Annotated in this window: 11 protein-coding genes; 6 read left to right on the plus strand and 5 right to left on the minus strand. The window is 43.2% G+C overall.

Features of this window, described 5'->3' with window-relative positions:
• Window positions 1-6: 6 nt before the first annotated feature.
• The 5 genes from FAM09_RS17040 to FAM09_RS17060 all read right to left on the minus strand — a co-directional run bounded on the left by FAM09_RS17040 (window position 7) and on the right by FAM09_RS17060 (window position 6,035).
• A complete protein-coding gene (locus tag FAM09_RS17040; RefSeq protein WP_136578335.1) occupies window positions 7-3,084 on the minus strand; it encodes an RHS repeat domain-containing protein in 3,078 nt (1,025 codons plus the stop codon).
• Between the two features lie 607 nt (window positions 3,085-3,691).
• Window positions 3,692-4,393, minus strand: coding sequence for a DUF2461 domain-containing protein (locus FAM09_RS17045; RefSeq protein WP_136578336.1), 702 nt, complete (start codon window positions 4,391-4,393; stop codon window positions 3,692-3,694).
• Window positions 4,394-4,415: 22 nt separating this feature from the next.
• A complete protein-coding gene (locus FAM09_RS17050) occupies window positions 4,416-5,072 on the minus strand; it encodes a hypothetical protein (protein WP_136578337.1) in 657 nt (218 codons plus the stop codon).
• A gap of 2 nt (window positions 5,073-5,074) precedes the next feature.
• A complete protein-coding gene (locus tag FAM09_RS17055) occupies window positions 5,075-5,581 on the minus strand; it encodes an RNA polymerase sigma factor (protein WP_136578338.1) in 507 nt (168 codons plus the stop codon).
• A gap of 94 nt (window positions 5,582-5,675) precedes the next feature.
• A complete protein-coding gene (locus tag FAM09_RS17060) occupies window positions 5,676-6,035 on the minus strand; it encodes a DHCW motif cupin fold protein (RefSeq protein ID WP_136578339.1) in 360 nt (119 codons plus the stop codon).
• Between the two features lie 79 nt (window positions 6,036-6,114).
• Between FAM09_RS17060 and FAM09_RS17065 the strand changes: the two genes are divergently transcribed.
• From FAM09_RS17065 to FAM09_RS17090, 6 genes are all read left to right on the plus strand, one after another.
• Window positions 6,115-6,597 (plus strand): DinB family protein, encoded by a 483-nt coding sequence (locus FAM09_RS17065; RefSeq protein ID WP_136578340.1) that lies wholly within the window; start codon window positions 6,115-6,117, stop codon window positions 6,595-6,597.
• Between the two features lie 206 nt (window positions 6,598-6,803).
• Window positions 6,804-8,975, plus strand: a complete 2,172-nt coding sequence (locus tag FAM09_RS17070) for a T9SS type A sorting domain-containing protein (RefSeq protein WP_136578341.1) — start codon at window positions 6,804-6,806, stop codon at window positions 8,973-8,975.
• Between the two features lie 218 nt (window positions 8,976-9,193).
• The gene (locus tag FAM09_RS17075) at window positions 9,194-9,760 is read left to right on the plus strand and encodes an RNA polymerase sigma factor (RefSeq protein ID WP_136578342.1); all 567 of its coding nucleotides are present in this window, start codon (window positions 9,194-9,196) and stop codon (window positions 9,758-9,760) included.
• A 199-nt stretch (window positions 9,761-9,959) separates the two neighbouring features.
• Window positions 9,960-10,811 (plus strand): FecR family protein, encoded by an 852-nt coding sequence (locus tag FAM09_RS17080; protein WP_136578343.1) that lies wholly within the window; start codon window positions 9,960-9,962, stop codon window positions 10,809-10,811.
• Between the two features lie 78 nt (window positions 10,812-10,889).
• Window positions 10,890-14,342, plus strand: coding sequence for a SusC/RagA family TonB-linked outer membrane protein (locus FAM09_RS17085; protein WP_208025587.1), 3,453 nt, complete (start codon window positions 10,890-10,892; stop codon window positions 14,340-14,342).
• A gap of 12 nt (window positions 14,343-14,354) precedes the next feature.
• A complete protein-coding gene (locus tag FAM09_RS17090; protein WP_136578344.1) occupies window positions 14,355-15,896 on the plus strand; it encodes a SusD/RagB family nutrient-binding outer membrane lipoprotein in 1,542 nt (513 codons plus the stop codon).
• The last annotated feature ends 38 nt before the right edge of the window (window positions 15,897-15,934 follow it).

Consider the following 15,934-nt stretch of genomic DNA (forward strand, 5'->3'; position numbering starts at 1 on the left):
GACTTACTAAAATACTGGCGTACCCGGTTGTCCGGTACCGGACGTATAGTTATAGTCAATTGTTTTAATGATGTTTTTATCCTGGTCGCGAACCAGCTTCAACCGGTTGTAACCATCGTATTCGTAGTAAACGATGTAATTGTTGGCATCACAACGGCTCGTCATGCCGATCAATGGTACATACGTATACGTGGTCATTTGCGCTTCAATGGGATAAACTCTTAATTCATCAATAGATTTGGCAGTTGCCGTGATCGTTACCAGAGAAACACCTGTAACGGTATGTTCGAAATACGTCCAGCCGCTAACTGTTTTACCCTTAACTGCTGTACCCTGTGTGCCCGTAATGGTAAGTGGCGTAGTAGCATTGTTTTTTTGCCAGTAGCTAACAATATAAGTTTTGGAAGCAGTGAGTCCTTGCTTTACGATATTATTGCTACCGGTAAGTGCGTAACACCGGTTGCCTGTAGGGGCTGTATTATCAACCGTAGTAGTTCCCGTAAAACTGAAATTACCCTGGCCATCGCCCTCAAATGATGTATAAGCAATGTCATTTACGGCGGCGGCTGTTACTTCAGCAACAGGATATTTTTTTTGATAATCCCACAAATAAGCTACTGGTATATGATTGTTGTGGTGCATTTGGCGAAGCCGTGCTGTTTCATCATACTGATCGAATATAATTTCATTCTTCCAGCCGGAGTTTTTATAATATTTCTGAACCATAGCCGGCAGGTACATAGCGCCCCCCTGCCCTGTATATTGATTGAATTGCGTATAGGTTCCCTTGTTATCTGTTCCGTTGAATTTTTCCACTTCTCTTACCACAGTACTCTTTATGTTGTTTTGCAACATGCTGTCATATACAGCTGTACCCGTAAAATCGCGTGGATATTGCAATTGCTTTGCAATAGAATCGCCGCGGCTGTTTACAATTACCTGCCTTGTAAGCAACAAATGCGGGTTTGTGGCTGCATTAACAGCATCATAGTCGAATTTTGTAATTTGGTTTAACGTTAACCCATTGGCATAATCTGTTACAGTTGTTTGCCTTAGCTTTTTTGACCAGGTATTGGTAATAACATCGAAATATTGAAACCGGAACCTCGCTTCTGCAGCACTGGATGCTGAATGTTCTAATAAAGGGTAGCTGAAATTTTTAAAGACATTAATGCCCGTGATAACGGTTTGCGGTTTATAAAACTGGTAGGTGTTGACTGTTTTTTTAATGAGTGTAAAATCACCGTTCGGTTCACGGCGGTACACCCTGCTTTCTTTTAATGGCCCGCGCGACCAGCTTCTGCTAGCTGAATAGTACCCATATCTTGGATAAGTAAAGGTGACGGGATAATTATAGGTATTATCCGGTGTAGGCAATTTAACATTGGTGGCATAAACACTATCTTCTTCGGCTTCAAAATCATATTCCGTTTTGCCAGTATTTTTTTCGCTGGTTCCGTTATATTCAATTACATTTTTATAAAACACCGTATTGCTGTTATAGGAAAGCGGCAGTGTAGGCGAAGAAACATAAAAATTCCTAACAACCAACTCATACACAGCCGTAACATAAACTTTTGCTTTCGTGTATACGTAGTTATTCGGCGAATATTGGTAACCGGAATAACCGGTGGTATAACAACCCCCGTATGCATAACTTTTTGTTACCGGAGGTGCAATGGAGTCAACATAATTGTCAATTTGTTTTATGCGTAAGCCGCCCATCGGGCTTCCACAGGCATTGGATTCGTACGTAAAAACAGTTCTGCCGCCGGTAGGGAACCTGATCTCCTGCAAGATGCCTGCCTGGGCATGAGTTGTAGAAACACTCCGGTTGGCAGGTGCAGAAATACAGGGTGCGGTATAATGTAATAACCTGCTGTTTGTAAAAACCCCATTATAATATCCCCAGAGGTCCTGGCCAAAATAATAAGTGGCGTTGGGGTTCGTTGCTGCGTAATAGGCCGGCAGTACCGTATTGTTGTAGTGCAACGACCAGGCGGCTGCTAACTTGCCGGTTTGATCTAACATTTTTACACTATCAAGGCGTAACCGATATGCATGATTTTCATAATTGACGGTATCGATGCTGGCAGGCGTAAAGGAAGTGTAATTACCATGTGCCAGCTGGATCCAGTTTTTTAATCCCTGATTGTTGTCATATACTTTAATATCTGATAACCGGTACTTTCTCTTGTCTATTCTGTCGCCTTTACAAATAAAAGATACATAGCCACCGGCAAAGGTTATCTTCTGCAAGATACGCGTACTTCTGTTTGCGTTTACATCGAGTGTAATTCCACCCTCATCATCACAATTGGTAAATTCACTCAACGATACATCACCATATTGCCGTCCGTCGGTAAAGTATTCAAAATAAATGGTGTCGGTTTTGTCGGCAGAGATCATTTTGCTTAAATAAAAAGCGGTATTAACCGGATGCTGGTCATTGTGCCAGGAGCTTTCGGCAACGTCGAAAATATAGGTGGTACCATTGTCGGAAATGATGGTATAATTATTACCCGGGTTGTCGATTATTTTATTATCGGTAAGCGGCACCTGCAGTAACTGTTGATCCTTTGTATACATAAATGTTCCGCTTATGCCATTGGCGTTATAGGTATACATATCGGATTCACTATCAATTATGCCTTTACTCCTTGGGTCCAGGTAACTGTACACAGAATCAGGGCTGGTACTGAGATCGACTTGCCGCGTTGTCATAAAAAAGTTCAGGTAGCCGCCTAATTCATCGGCCCTGCCGCGCACAGTACGGGTTACAACGCCGGTGGCATTCAGCACCCAGCCTAGTCCTACCCAACTGGCAATATCATCTATCTTATTACCTCCGGCATGATATGACAAACTAATTGGAAGTTCTAATGATCTTGATTTGATGGTATACAAAGGGATCTCAATTTTAGTGAGCCCATTGCTTAGGTCGGTTGGAAACTCACCATATTTTCCAAGTGCAGCGGCATCTGGTGATGGTGGAATGATTTGCGGAGCTGCAATGTCAGCCTGGGAGAAAACGGTATTGCTCCAGGCAATTGCCAGTAAAACAGTAATTAAACAATTTCTCATCGGTAAATATTTATTGCTTAAGGCCAAATGGTAATCTGGCCGGAGAAAAGCCATATATATACATGCGTAATTGCGTTCGCACATTGCGAACGGAACGAATGATAAATCGGCAGGTGATTACGCTTACGCTAGTAACAGCTATAAGTGGATCGTGAACTGATAAATAATTGGAATGTTGTTAGGGATGCAGTATTAATTGGCCCTCGGAAAATCGGAGCGATTACCAGGATGCGGTTCTTTCTCATGAACAAAGTTTGGTTGTTGGTAAAGATTTGCGTTCTAAAAGTAAAGAATTCTATAAATAAGTATGCTACCAAAATAAAAAAAGCTATCTCCCGGGCAGGAAGATAGCTATTATACCCATTTACATTGATCGATCTGAATTTAAAAGCAATGCCGGCCAGGTAATTTACGTTCGGGCATTTTTTTTTAGTTCCTGTTTCTTCCCTCGCGATAATTACGTCGCAAGGATCTTCTACAACTCAACCAATTGATCCTCTATGGATGCATCATTTTTGGTATAAGTAACGCCGTCAACTTTCTGATTTGAAATTATACCGTCCGTATTTTTACCTTTTTTGATTACGTTTTTGTTATTAAAGCCTTATCACACTTCCAGCCCATTGGTATCGGTAGTAAGCACTTCGCTCATATAATCAAAGAAGGGGCGCATATTTTTAAACGTTTGGTTGGCTTCTTTCAAAAACGAGTCGCTTAAAACTTCTTTGTCTGAAAAATGCCTGATAAGCAGGAATTGTTTATAGCGCAACAGGTCAATGGCTTCGTGATCACCCTCGAAGCCTTTAGGCGCTGTTTTTAATTGTTCGCCTTTTAAAGTGCCGAAAGTAGTGGTGAATGTCTTTTGCTTTAAGATCTTTCGCAGTGGTGTGGCGTCAAAAGCAATGTCGTCCCTGATGCGTTTCAGGTCTTGTGGGTTTGGCGCCCAGAAACCGCCGGCAATATAGCTGTTACCTGGCTCCAGGTGAAAATAATAGCCACCCCGGCGGTATTTGGTTGCGCGTTTAAAATTTCCGCTCCAGTTTGTTTTATAGGGCGTTTTATCGCTCGAAAAACGGATGTCGCGGTAAATGCGGTGCAGACTTTTTTTACCGGAAGGTGTTTCAATTTCATCGTGCCTGTTGAGCTCGCGCAGTAATGCTTCTGCAAAATGCTCAACCAACTCCAGTTCCTGCTGATAAATGGCCTTATTGGCATTGAACCAGTCGCGGTGATTGTTCTTTTTTAACTTCTGTAAAAACCCGAAACCCGATTTTGTGATGGTGGGTATTGCCTGTTGTTGTTTTGCCATGCGGCAATTTAGCAATTGCGGATCAATTGGCGTTATCGGTTTTATACTCCTTCACCTGGTTCAGTAATTCAATTGATTTAAGCACGGGCGTCCATTCTTTGCCATCAAAGATCAGCCGGAACCATTTTTTATCCTTGTTCTCATATTTAATGTTCCTGAAAAGCCATATGGCTACTAAAGTGAAGGAAAGGGTAATTACAATTTGAATAAGGTACAGGGCCATATTCCCATTCTCCAACATGCTTTTGTTCCAGTAAAAGGTTGTCCATACCGGCAATTGTAAAAACAGGATACGGGTAACTAAAATGGTGGTCGATTTTAACCGGGCCAATTTGTGTTGGGTTTCCAATACCGGTTCACTAATATCAGCCTTGTAAATAAGGATCAACTGGTACAGGTAGATGATGATCGCCAGTTTGGTAAGTAATACCTGGATACCTGCGGAAATGATAAAGAACCAATTGGCTGCCGGAAAAGCTTTGATGATCATCAGGTCTATCGCCCCTACCCATATAATGCCTGCTGCAATGGTAAAGATCTTTAATGGCTTCATAGAGGCGAGGAACGACTTTACTTTTAACCGGGTGATATCTTCTGCATTTTTCCGGTTGAGCTGCAGGTTTTCTTCCAGCTTTTGACCGTATGATCTCCAAAGATTGATGATTTCATTGTCTTCCATGGCTATACTTTTAAGGTTGAAAATTTTTGTTTTAATATTTTTTTGATCCGTCCTATCCTGGTCGATACATTGGTTTCTGAAATGCCGGTGATCTCGGCAATTTCTTTATAGCTTTTTTCTTCAAGATATAATAGCATCAGTGCTTTATCCAACTCTTTTAACCCCGCAATGAATTGCTTTAAATAACCGATGTTCTTATCGGTTTCAAGAGCGGCATTTTCATCAACCAGTTCCAGGATGTTATCCGATAATGGATCTGTAAATTGTTTGCGGCGATTTTCCTTGCGATAAAAAGAGATGGCGACATTCAGCGAAATGCGGTACATCCAGGTGGTATATTTATACTGATCGTTATACCCATCGAACGATTTCCACAATTGTACAATGATCTCCTGTATAAGGTCTTTTCTGTCTTCTGCATGCAGGCAGTAAGCATTAGCTACCTTATAGATAATGCCTTTATTTGTTTCAATTACTGAAAGGAATATGTCTGACTTATCTGTTTGCATTTGAATAATAATAAGGAACCGGCTTTTCTTATTATTCGCAGCAAGTTCAAAAAAATCACACTTTAAGCGGGAAATTTTTTAGGAAGAGTTCGTTTTATATGTTTTCTGACGGCTGATTTTTCAAAAAATCGCCATCAATGATCAAAAGTTTAACGCCATTTTCAGAGACAGAACGATGCGAGCTAAGGTCGTCAGACACGATATACGTCATGCCTTTGCTTAATTGGAATGATTCACCATTTTTGAGCTCACTTACAAAAGCCCCTTCCAGGCAATGCACAATATGGCCCTTTTCGCACCAATGATCAGCCAAATAGCCTTTAGAATATTCTACCACACGCACCCGCAGTCCACTGAATTGTAAGGTTTGCCACCAGGCCATGCCTGATTCCCCGGTGTGTTCGGTTTTTTTAATGGTTGTCCAGTCGATTGTTTGAAATGGAATATTGCTCATAGATCAGGTTGTAAGACAAATGTAATTACAAAATACTTCTGCTTTGCCTATTTTTATATTACACATTCCCAAGAACCATATGGCAAAAAAATACAGACAAGGGGCAATTGGTGCATTGCTGGATATATATGAAAACGCTATTTCAGAACTAAAAGTGACAGTCAAAAATATTCCTGACAGTGCATTAACAGTTATTGTTGACCCGCATACTAAAGACGACAATTGCAGGTCGCTACAAACCGTTTTATCACACGTGGTAAGTTCGGGTTATGGGTATGCTACCAGTATTCATAATTTAAAAGGCAATAAGGCGCGGCCCGAAAAAACATTTCATTTGACTATGGCGGAATACCTACATGATCTGGACGATGTATTTTATTTTACTGAAAATGTATTTGCAGCATTTACAGATCACGAACTGGAACAATTTGACAACACATTAAAGATAAAAGCCGGTTGGGGTCAGTTATACGATATAGAACAAATGACAGAACATGCCATTGTTCATATCCTGCGCCACCGGCGGCAAATTGAGAAGTTCAAAATGCAGTTGGGATATTAAATTATAAATGATTTAACAAGGATTGTTATCTATATATTTTTGAAAAATAAGGTTTTGCAATAATAAAGGTTTCTGGGTAAACTTGGTTGTATGCTGAATTTATTTAATTGTTTGTAATACATATATTATAAAAAATAATAAATTTGCGCTTTTTTTAATTCGAAGAAAACCCCCAACCAAAACCCCCAAACCAATTGAATGTGAAAATGCAACCATTTTTTACACGAGCATTCCTGTCATCTGTCTTTCTGCTCTCTTTGTTCACCGATTCTTACAGCCAATGCGGAGTAGCGCCAACGAGCGGCACTACTACCATTGCATCAGCTAACCAGATCGTAAACTCATATTATCCCGGTACAGGCAATCCTATCATTGGTGCTACCACATTAACAGTAGGTACTCTCGATGCCAGAGGAAGCGCTACAGCCCTGGCTAATGGCGATATGGTACTGATCATTCAAATGCAGGGCGCTGATTACAATAGCACCAATAGCGATTCTTATGGCGATGGTATTTCCGGTGGCAATGCCAGCGGTTATTTAACCAGCAACCTGGTAGCCGGCCGGTATGAATACAATATTGTATCCAATTTCAACAGTGGAACCGGTGATATAACTTTTTCTTATACCCTGGCCAATAATTATTACACACAAGCTTATTCTGCCTCTACCGGCATCCGTACTTACCAGGTAATTCGGGTTCCGCGCTATTATGATCTAACCATCAATGCGGGCGGTTCAATTACTGCGCCTACGTGGAATGGAAGCACCGGTGGAGTTATTGTGCTGGAAGCAGCCAATGTAATTACCATAAATGGTTCTGTAACAGCCAATGCCCTGGGTTTCAGAGGTGGCGGTGGCAAACGTTTCATTGGTGTTACTGCCGGAAATACCAATGGAACCGGTGCAATAACAAATACTGATTTCCGCTGGGCATCTCCTGTTACTGTAGCTGCCAATACTACAGGCGGTGCAAAAGGGGAAGGTATTGCCGGAACGCCAATTTATACTTTAACCAATGGCGCAACCAACGCCACTACAAATGCCGTGGAAGGATATATTGATGGCACCATGGGAAGAGGCGCACCTGGTAATGCCGGCGGCGGCGGCACCGATGGTGATCCTGGTCAAAATCGATTCAATCCCGGAGGCGGTGGCGGCGGTAATGGCGGCGCTGGCGGAAAAGGCGGAAGTGGTTGGGACAATGGCGCTGCTAACCCCAATACCTATCCTACAGGCGGATACGGTGGTGCTGCTTTTGCTCAAGGTTCTTTGCAAAGATTTGTTTTAGGTGGCGGTGGTGGCGCCGGAACCAGTAATAATAGTACAGCCGGTACAACCGACTATTTATCCAGTGGGGCTTGTGGCGGGGGTATCATTATTATACGAGGCAGATCTTTCAGTGGCAACGGTTCAGTTACAGCCAATGGCGCTGGTTCTAATAACGTGTCAGCAGCCGGTGTAACAGATGCGGCCGGCGGTGGTGGTGCTGGTGGTACCATTTTAGTGGCAACCAACCAGACCGGCAGTGTAGGTACACATACTATTACTGCATCGGCCAATGGTGGTAAAGGCGGCGATATGAGCAGCCATTGGGCGCATGGTCCCGGTGGTGGCGGCGGTGGCGGTTTGGTGATCTCTAATGTAATACCATCGGGTTCTATCACGGTTACCGGAGGCGCTAACGGACTTACCCGTTCTGCCAGTGGAGTTGCGGTTCCTGATATTCCTTATGGAGCTGTTGCCGGATCAAATGGTGTTATCGGAGTCTTAATCGGTCCAGTAGGCCTGGTGAATTCCAGTAATGGTACTTCACAATGTGGTGTATTGCCAATTACGCTGCATACGTGGAATGGCGTATATAAAAACAACAAAACATATCTTACCTGGCAAACCGACCAGGGTTCTAACTTTTCCCATTTTGTAATAGAGCATAGTACAGATGGAATTCATTTTTCATCACTCGGCCAGGTAGCTGCTTCGACTTCCACCGCTTCTACCCTTCAGTATTCCTTTGTGGATGCTTTCCCAGCCAGCGGCGTGAATTATTATCGCCTGAAAATGGTAGATATCGACGGACAATATAAATACAGTGGTATCATTACCCTTCGCCCTGATGCAAAAGGGGTCCGAGTTTCCGCTACACCGAACCCTTTCACCGATCATGTAGTGATCACCATTGAAAGTGCTACCGATGAAGCTGTACAACTTCGGGTATTCAACAGCGATGGAAAGCTGGTTTGGCGTAAAGCAAGTTTTGTTACTGCCGGAACCAATGCTCAATACTATAATGATCTGCAATCATTGCCCAAAGGCATTTACTTTATAAAAGTCAATAAACAGAATACGGTTGCTGAGATAAAAATCATAAAACAGTAAACTGAATCATTTCGATCGCATTCGAAAAAGACCGTTTCCAGTTTCGGAAACGGTCTTTTTGTTTCGCTTTTGCAGGTTTATGCGGCATATATATGCGAAAATTAAACAATGCAATCGTTTGCGTAATATAATTAAAGAAAACTGACTTAAAAAAACTTAAACATTTAGTAAAACAACTTCTTTTCAAATAGTACATTTGGTTGCTAAGTTTGCACCATATGAATATTCAGCCAATTGTTCCCGAAGACGGCGAATTATTGCTGCAATTGAAAAAGGGGGACAGAATTGCTTTTGATGAAATTTTTAACCGGTTCGCCGATCCCATTCACACGTATATACGTTTACGACTGAATGGATCGGAAGAGGCCGATGATGTGCTGCAGGAGGTATTCTTCCGACTGTGGAACAAACGCCAGTCTATTGTGATCCATTCTTCTTTCCGTAATTATTTATATACCATTGTTCAACATTGCATCAGTGATCACCATCGGGCATCCAAAAGAAAAAGGTACACGTTGACGGCGGAAATGCCCGAGCACACCGAAGAAAGGCCCCTCCCCGATGAACAATACCAATACAAACAGGTATATCATATCTGGAAAAACGCCACCCGGAAGTTGCCCGGACAAATGCGCAGGATCTATGCCATGAAGAACGAAGAACAGCTTTCCGTAAAAGAAATTGCCTCTGAATTACAGTTGAGCGAACAAACAGTCAAGAACCAGTTGCATACGGCCGGCCAGCGCATTGTGAAAATGTTGCGGCAGGTACAGTTGTTCTTTTGAACGTTACCAGTTACCGGGTAAAAAAATTCGGAACTCCCGATTATTTGCAGGCTGCACGAAATTTAAGTCCTGGTAACCGGAAACCGGTAACCGGTACTCCTCCTGCCCGGTATGACCAAATTGTTAACTCCCACATTTTTCTAAATTTGCTCTAGTACCACTTTCTATTAACAACCGTCTATAACCTAAAGCTGTTTGCATGCCCCGTAAATCAAGGCGCAATAAGGATCATAATAATAACAACCCCGATGAGCAATGGCTTCAGGCATGGAGTAAGCCTTCAGCCATCGGCATGCAAAAAAAACAGATCTTATTGAATAGCATCAATGACCGCATTGACAACCGGCGACGCAGGAAAAAGCAAATGTTTTTTATTGGGTTAAGCGCTGCCGCTGCTATTCTGGTAGCGGTATTCATTAAGATACCTGGCAATAGTTCGGCTGTATCTGCCAACCCCTGGCAGGAACTGGCTACCGCAGACAGCTCAAAAAAGATCTTATTGGAAGATGGTTCAATAGTATGGTTAGCACCCTGGTCAACAGTGAAAGTGCACACTGATTTTTCAAAACAGCGCAGTACCGTGCTGTCAAAAGGAATGGCTTTTTTTAGCGTGGCAAAAGATGCGCAGCATCCTTTTACCATTGGCGTTAACCAGCAACGGATCACTGTGATCGGAACGGCTTTCACCATTCGTAAACTGGATCCGGTTGACCTGCAACTGACTGTAAAAGAAGGCAGGGTTGCGCTGAATAATACCGGCGGCAACCAACTGTTAACGGCCGGACAGCAGGTACAAACAGCACAAGCGGTCACCGGCATGGTACAGGTTATTGATCCGAATGCAGCAGACTGGTGGTTGCAACAACAGGTACGGTTACAAAATATTACATTGGAAGAGTTGCTCAATCGCATAGAGACATATTACCAGGTTAAGCTAACGCACGGCACTATCAATAAAAAATTCAAGGTATCGCTTACCTGGGACCTGACGATTTCTTTAAAAGAGAATTTAACGGTGCTGAATTCATTGACTGGCTACAATATTCACTAAGAATTCCTTATCAACAAACTTGTATTGTTCTGCTAAAAAAGCGGATGGCTATTGTATTGTTTATAATGTAAAGAATATATGGAATACGCAAAACTAACTAAAACACTTACTGCGCTTTTAATGTTGCTGTTGACAGGTGTCATTAACCTGCATGCGCAATCGAGCCAATTAAAATACCGGCATGGAGCAGGCGACCTCGCCACTATTGCCGAGAATTTTGGCCGCACATTCAACTTGCAACTGGCTTATGCGAATGATGAGTTGGCCGGGGCTAAAGTACCGGCTGCCTCTTATGAAGCAGGCAGTGTGGGTGAACTATTAAATAAAGTATTAGCTCCTGGTGGTTTTATTGCCACTGCCAGCGGTAATAGTTATGTGATCAAAAAAAGTGAGTCGCCAACTAAGAAAACACCCACTATAGTTTTGAAGGGTACGGTAAAAGAAGGCATGCTTCCTGTTGCCGGAGCTTCGGTAATTATTAAACAGGCCGGACAAAAAAGCGTGATCGCGATCGCTGATGATAATGGCAGGTTCAGTAAAACCATTGCCGCTGTAGATGGAACCGTTGAGATCTCTGCTGTAGGTTTCCTGCCCATGAAAAAGAATTTCAATGCAGAATCACAACAGGAGTTGAACATCAGTTTGGTGAAAGATGATCAGCAAATGCAGAATGTGGTGGTAACAGCGCTGGGTATAAAACGCGCAGAAAAATCGTTGGGTTACGCAACCACTACCATTAATAATGAACAACTAACCGATGCGGTTTCCAATAACTGGACAGATGCCTTATCTGGTAAAGTAGCTGGTTTGAACCTGGTAAGATCAAATGCGGGACCAACCGGAAGTAATAAGATCATATTGCGTGGTGAAAATAACCTGACCGATAATAATGAAGCCCTCATTGTAGTTGACGGCGTAGTAATTAATACGGGCAGCGGCCGCAGGACCGCTGTAGGTGGCGAAGCAACGTATGGAACCGGTTCTGATAATATGCCGGCCGATTATGGCACCAGTTTAAATGACCTGAACCCGGAAGATATTGAATCGGTTACCGTGTTAAAGGGACCAGGCGCCGCAGCCTTGTATGGGCAACGGGCCGCTAACGGCGCGATCATTATCACTACCAAATCAGGTGGTAATAAGAAAAAAAGCCTGGGTGTTAATTTCAATTCCAATGCTAATATTGAACAGGCTAACCGCTGGCCCGATATGCAATTTGAATATGGCCTGGGCCTGGATGGCCAGGCAGATTACGATTATGGCCGGTCTGCCAACTCAGCCAGCAGCTCCGCTTATGGTCCGCGTTTTGATGGACAAATGTTCTATCAGTTAGACCCGGTTACCCAGGCCCGTGCTACAGTACCAACTGAATGGAAGCCGTATAAAAATAAATTGCGTAAATTCTTTACAACGGGTAATACCATTACCAATACAGTGAGTGTTGATGGGGGTTCTGATAAAACCACGGCCCGTTTTTCGTTGACGAACGTGCAGAACAAATGGATCATTCCGAATACCGGCTATAAACGGAATACGGCTTCATTAGCTGTAAACTCCAAAGTGAATGATCATTTACAGATCTCTTCCAAAATAAACTATACCAATAAATGGAGCGATAACCTGCCCGGCGCCGGTTATGGTAACCAGAGTATCATGTACTGGTTCATTTTCTGGCAACCCAATGCAGATCTTGACTGGTTAAAAAATTACTGGAAGAATGGCCAGGAACAAAAAGGGATCTTTTATCCATACAGTTCCTTCCCCGAAAATCCGTATGCGGTAGCTTATGAATTCCTGAATGCCTCCAACCGGCATGTAGTAACGGGTAATGTACAGGCTACTTATACATTCAATAAAGAATTAAGCCTGCAGGTAAGAACATCGTTAGACCTGAGTAACGAACAACGTTCACAAAGGCGGCCCTATGATGCCGGTACAAAATTTGCGAAGGGAAGCTATCGCACACAAAGTATATTTACCCAGGAAGCTACTACCGATTTCCTGTTGAAATATGCCAAAAAAGTAAATGCTGATTTTGACTTCTCCATTACAGCCGGTGGTAGTGCGTTGAGAAACACTTATAATAAGGATGAAAATCGCGCCGACTCGCTTATTTATGCCGGTGTATATACATTGCCAAATGCAGCCGGCCCGCTGGCGACTGTTCCTTATAAAAGCAAATACGCTATTAACAGCTTTTATGGATTGATCACCGCTGGTTATAAAGATTTCCTGTTTGCAGATGTAACAGCAAGGCAAGACTGGAACAGCGTGCTGGCTACGCCCGAACGTACAGATAATACCGGGTTCTTTTATCCTTCTGCCAACGTTAGCTTTATAGCCTCTGAAGTATTTAAATTACCCGTAGTAATAAACTATGCCAAATTAAGATTCTCGGCATCAGGTGTCGGTAGCGGTCAAACCACCCCTTATCGTACGGCATCTAACAATTATCAATCTCCGGGCAGTTTCTGGAGCGGCGCCTTGCAAAATCCTACCACGCTTACCAATCCCAACCTGCGGGCTTTGCGCACTGTAACATATGAAGCCGGGATTAACGCTAAAATGTTTAAAAACCGGTTAGGTTTTGATGTAGCGATGTATACAGGTAATACCAGGGACCAGATCCTGGAGCGCGTAGTAGACAGAGCATCTGGTTATGCCCGGCAAATAATTAACCTCGGTAGTGTAGTTAATAAAGGTATTGAAGTAGCGCTGAATGGAACTCCGATCGTTACGAAAAGTGGTTTTAAATGGAATGCCAATATCGTATTCTCCGCCAATAAAAATACAATTAAAGAACTGGCCGATAGTTCAGTGGTATTGCAATATGGCCCTGTTGGTGGCGGACAGATAGTTGCCAAAGTGGGTGGCAGCATGGGCGACCTGTATGGAAGAGGTTATGTGCGTTCTCCTGAAGGTGAAATAGTGTATGATGCCAATACCGGTGTAGCATTCATCTCCCCGGAAGTTCAATACCTGGGCAATACCATTCCCAAGTGGAGGCTGGGTTTCGGCAATGATTTCAGTTATAAACAATTCCGGTTAAATGTATTGTTCGATGTGCAGTATGGCGGTGTGGCACATTCGCTGATGCATTATAAAATGGCCGAACAGGGAAAATTGACAAAGACACTTCCCGGCAGATATAATGGTATCATTGGTAATGGTGTTATTCTGGAAGCTGATGGTAAATACAGAAAGAATGATGTCACTGCTACAGACATCGATGAGTATTACCGTTCACATTTTGGTGTAGACAACGCGGAAGGCAGCACTTTCCGCACCGACTATATCAAATTCAGAGAGGCCCGGCTGGATTATACCCTCCATCCGAAGATTACCAAAAAACTCGGATTGCAAAGAGCCACATTCGGTATCTATGGCCGTAACCTGTTCATCTGGTCGCCATGGCCCATGTTCGATCCTGAATTCGGGACCATTATGGGAAGCGATATTTTGCAAGGTTTTGAGATCGGTCAATTTCCCTCGACCCGTACTATCGGATGTAACCTGGTTGTTGGACTTTAATTAATTGAAAATATGAAGCTGATCATAAATAAATTCACAATTGTTATAGTGTCATTCAGTTTGGCTGTATCATCCTGTACAAAGGATTTCACGGAGATCAATACCAACCCGAACACAACGCCCAACGCGCAGCCGCGACAGTTGCTGGCCCCCGCGCTCACCAATACACTTGCGTATAATATGATACGGAACCGCAACTTTAATAATGAGCTCATGCAGGTGACGGTAGATATGGGTGATGGAGAAGGAAAAGTATTCCGGTACGATTACCGTTCTACCTGGGCCGATTATCTTTACAATGGCTGGTACACAGAGCTTACCAATTTTAAAGATATCTACAAGATCGCGAGTGGCGACCTGAACTATAATAAATCCTATATGGGCATCTCGCTGATCTGTCAGTCATGGATATACTCTCTGCTTACTGATACTTACGGCGATGTACCTTACTTTGAATCTAATAAGGCGAAACCTGAAGATGGCAGCATCATTGAACCTGCTTTTGATCGCCAGAAGGATATTTACCTGGATATTTTCAAAAAGCTGGAAGAAGCCAATACATTATTAAACGGAGGGCCAAATATTGAAGCAGGCAGCGATCCGGTGTATGGCGGTAATGCTTCCAGATGGCGCAAGTTTGGCAATTCGCTGTATTTACGGTTGTTGCTGAGGATCTCGGGAAAAACGGAAGTAGCACAACTGTGCATAGACAAAATAAAAGAGATCGCTGAAACCAATAAAGCCAATTACCCGATCATAGCAACCAACGATGAGTCTGCTATTTTACGCTGGACCGGTGTTGCTCCTTATATCTCCCCTTATGTTACCTCTGTACGGGAACAGGACTGGAGAGCGCCAGGCCTTGCCAGTTTTTTTATCGATAACCTGGTTGAATGGTCAGACCCGCGCATTGATATAAATACTTATGGTACCAATGGAGTGAACAGATGGCGTATTGTTCCCTCCTCCGCCGGTTTTGCCGGTGTGCCCAGTGGCTATGCTCCGGGAGAAAATCCAACAAAGAGATCTTATTTCTACTCAAATGCCCAAACCGTAAATAATGTTACGGCTGCCAATTTAATGACCGAGCCAATGACCGGTATGATGATGAACTATGCAGAAGTTAATTTAATTCTGGCTGAGGCTGCTTTGAAAGGCTGGATCAGCGGGTCAGCAGAAACTTATTATAATGAAGGTGCTAAAACAAGTATCACCCTCTGGTTACCTGCCTGGAGTGTTAACGTAGTTACCTGGCTTACCGCAGCCGGTATAAACTGGAATAACAGTTTTACGCCGGACCAGAAGATGGAACTTATCCATTTGCAAAAATACTATGCCCTGTTCCTGGTAGATATGCAGCAATGGTTTGAATACCGCCGTACCGGCCACCCGGTATTGCCCAAGGGTGCTGGTTTAAGGAACAATGGTGTAATGCCGGCCAGGATGACGTATCCTGTATATGTTCAGTCGACCAACCCAACGAATTACCAATTGGCTGTTGATGCGCAGGGCACTGATGTTATATCAACGCAGGTTTGGTGGCAGAAACAATAAAAGAGATTGTTGATTTAGAGATTTTGTGATTTGGGGAT

Source organism: Niastella caeni (genome assembly GCF_004834005.1).
Classification (GTDB): domain Bacteria; phylum Bacteroidota; class Bacteroidia; order Chitinophagales; family Chitinophagaceae; genus Niastella; species Niastella caeni.

Excerpts from the sequence above, each read along its gene's own strand:
- FAM09_RS17065 (WP_136578340.1), top strand. The coding sequence starts at position 6,115 with ATGGCAAAAAAATACAGACAAGGGGCAATTGGTGCATTGCTGGATATA.
- FAM09_RS17090 (WP_136578344.1), top strand. The coding sequence starts at position 14,355 with ATGAAGCTGATCATAAATAAATTCACAATTGTTATAGTGTCATTCAGT.
- FAM09_RS17055 (WP_136578338.1), bottom strand. The coding sequence starts at position 5,581 with ATGCAAACAGATAAGTCAGACATATTCCTTTCAGTAATTGAAACAAAT.
- FAM09_RS17050 (WP_136578337.1), bottom strand. The coding sequence starts at position 5,072 with ATGGAAGACAATGAAATCATCAATCTTTGGAGATCATACGGTCAAAAG.
- FAM09_RS17060 (WP_136578339.1), bottom strand. The coding sequence starts at position 6,035 with ATGAGCAATATTCCATTTCAAACAATCGACTGGACAACCATTAAAAAA.
- FAM09_RS17080 (WP_136578343.1), top strand. The coding sequence starts at position 9,960 with ATGCCCCGTAAATCAAGGCGCAATAAGGATCATAATAATAACAACCCC.
- FAM09_RS17070 (WP_136578341.1), top strand. The coding sequence starts at position 6,804 with ATGCAACCATTTTTTACACGAGCATTCCTGTCATCTGTCTTTCTGCTC.
- FAM09_RS17085 (WP_208025587.1), top strand. The coding sequence starts at position 10,890 with ATGGAATACGCAAAACTAACTAAAACACTTACTGCGCTTTTAATGTTG.
- FAM09_RS17045 (WP_136578336.1), bottom strand. The coding sequence starts at position 4,393 with ATGGCAAAACAACAACAGGCAATACCCACCATCACAAAATCGGGTTTC.
- FAM09_RS17075 (WP_136578342.1), top strand. The coding sequence starts at position 9,194 with ATGAATATTCAGCCAATTGTTCCCGAAGACGGCGAATTATTGCTGCAA.
- FAM09_RS17040 (WP_136578335.1), bottom strand. The coding sequence starts at position 3,084 with ATGAGAAATTGTTTAATTACTGTTTTACTGGCAATTGCCTGGAGCAAT.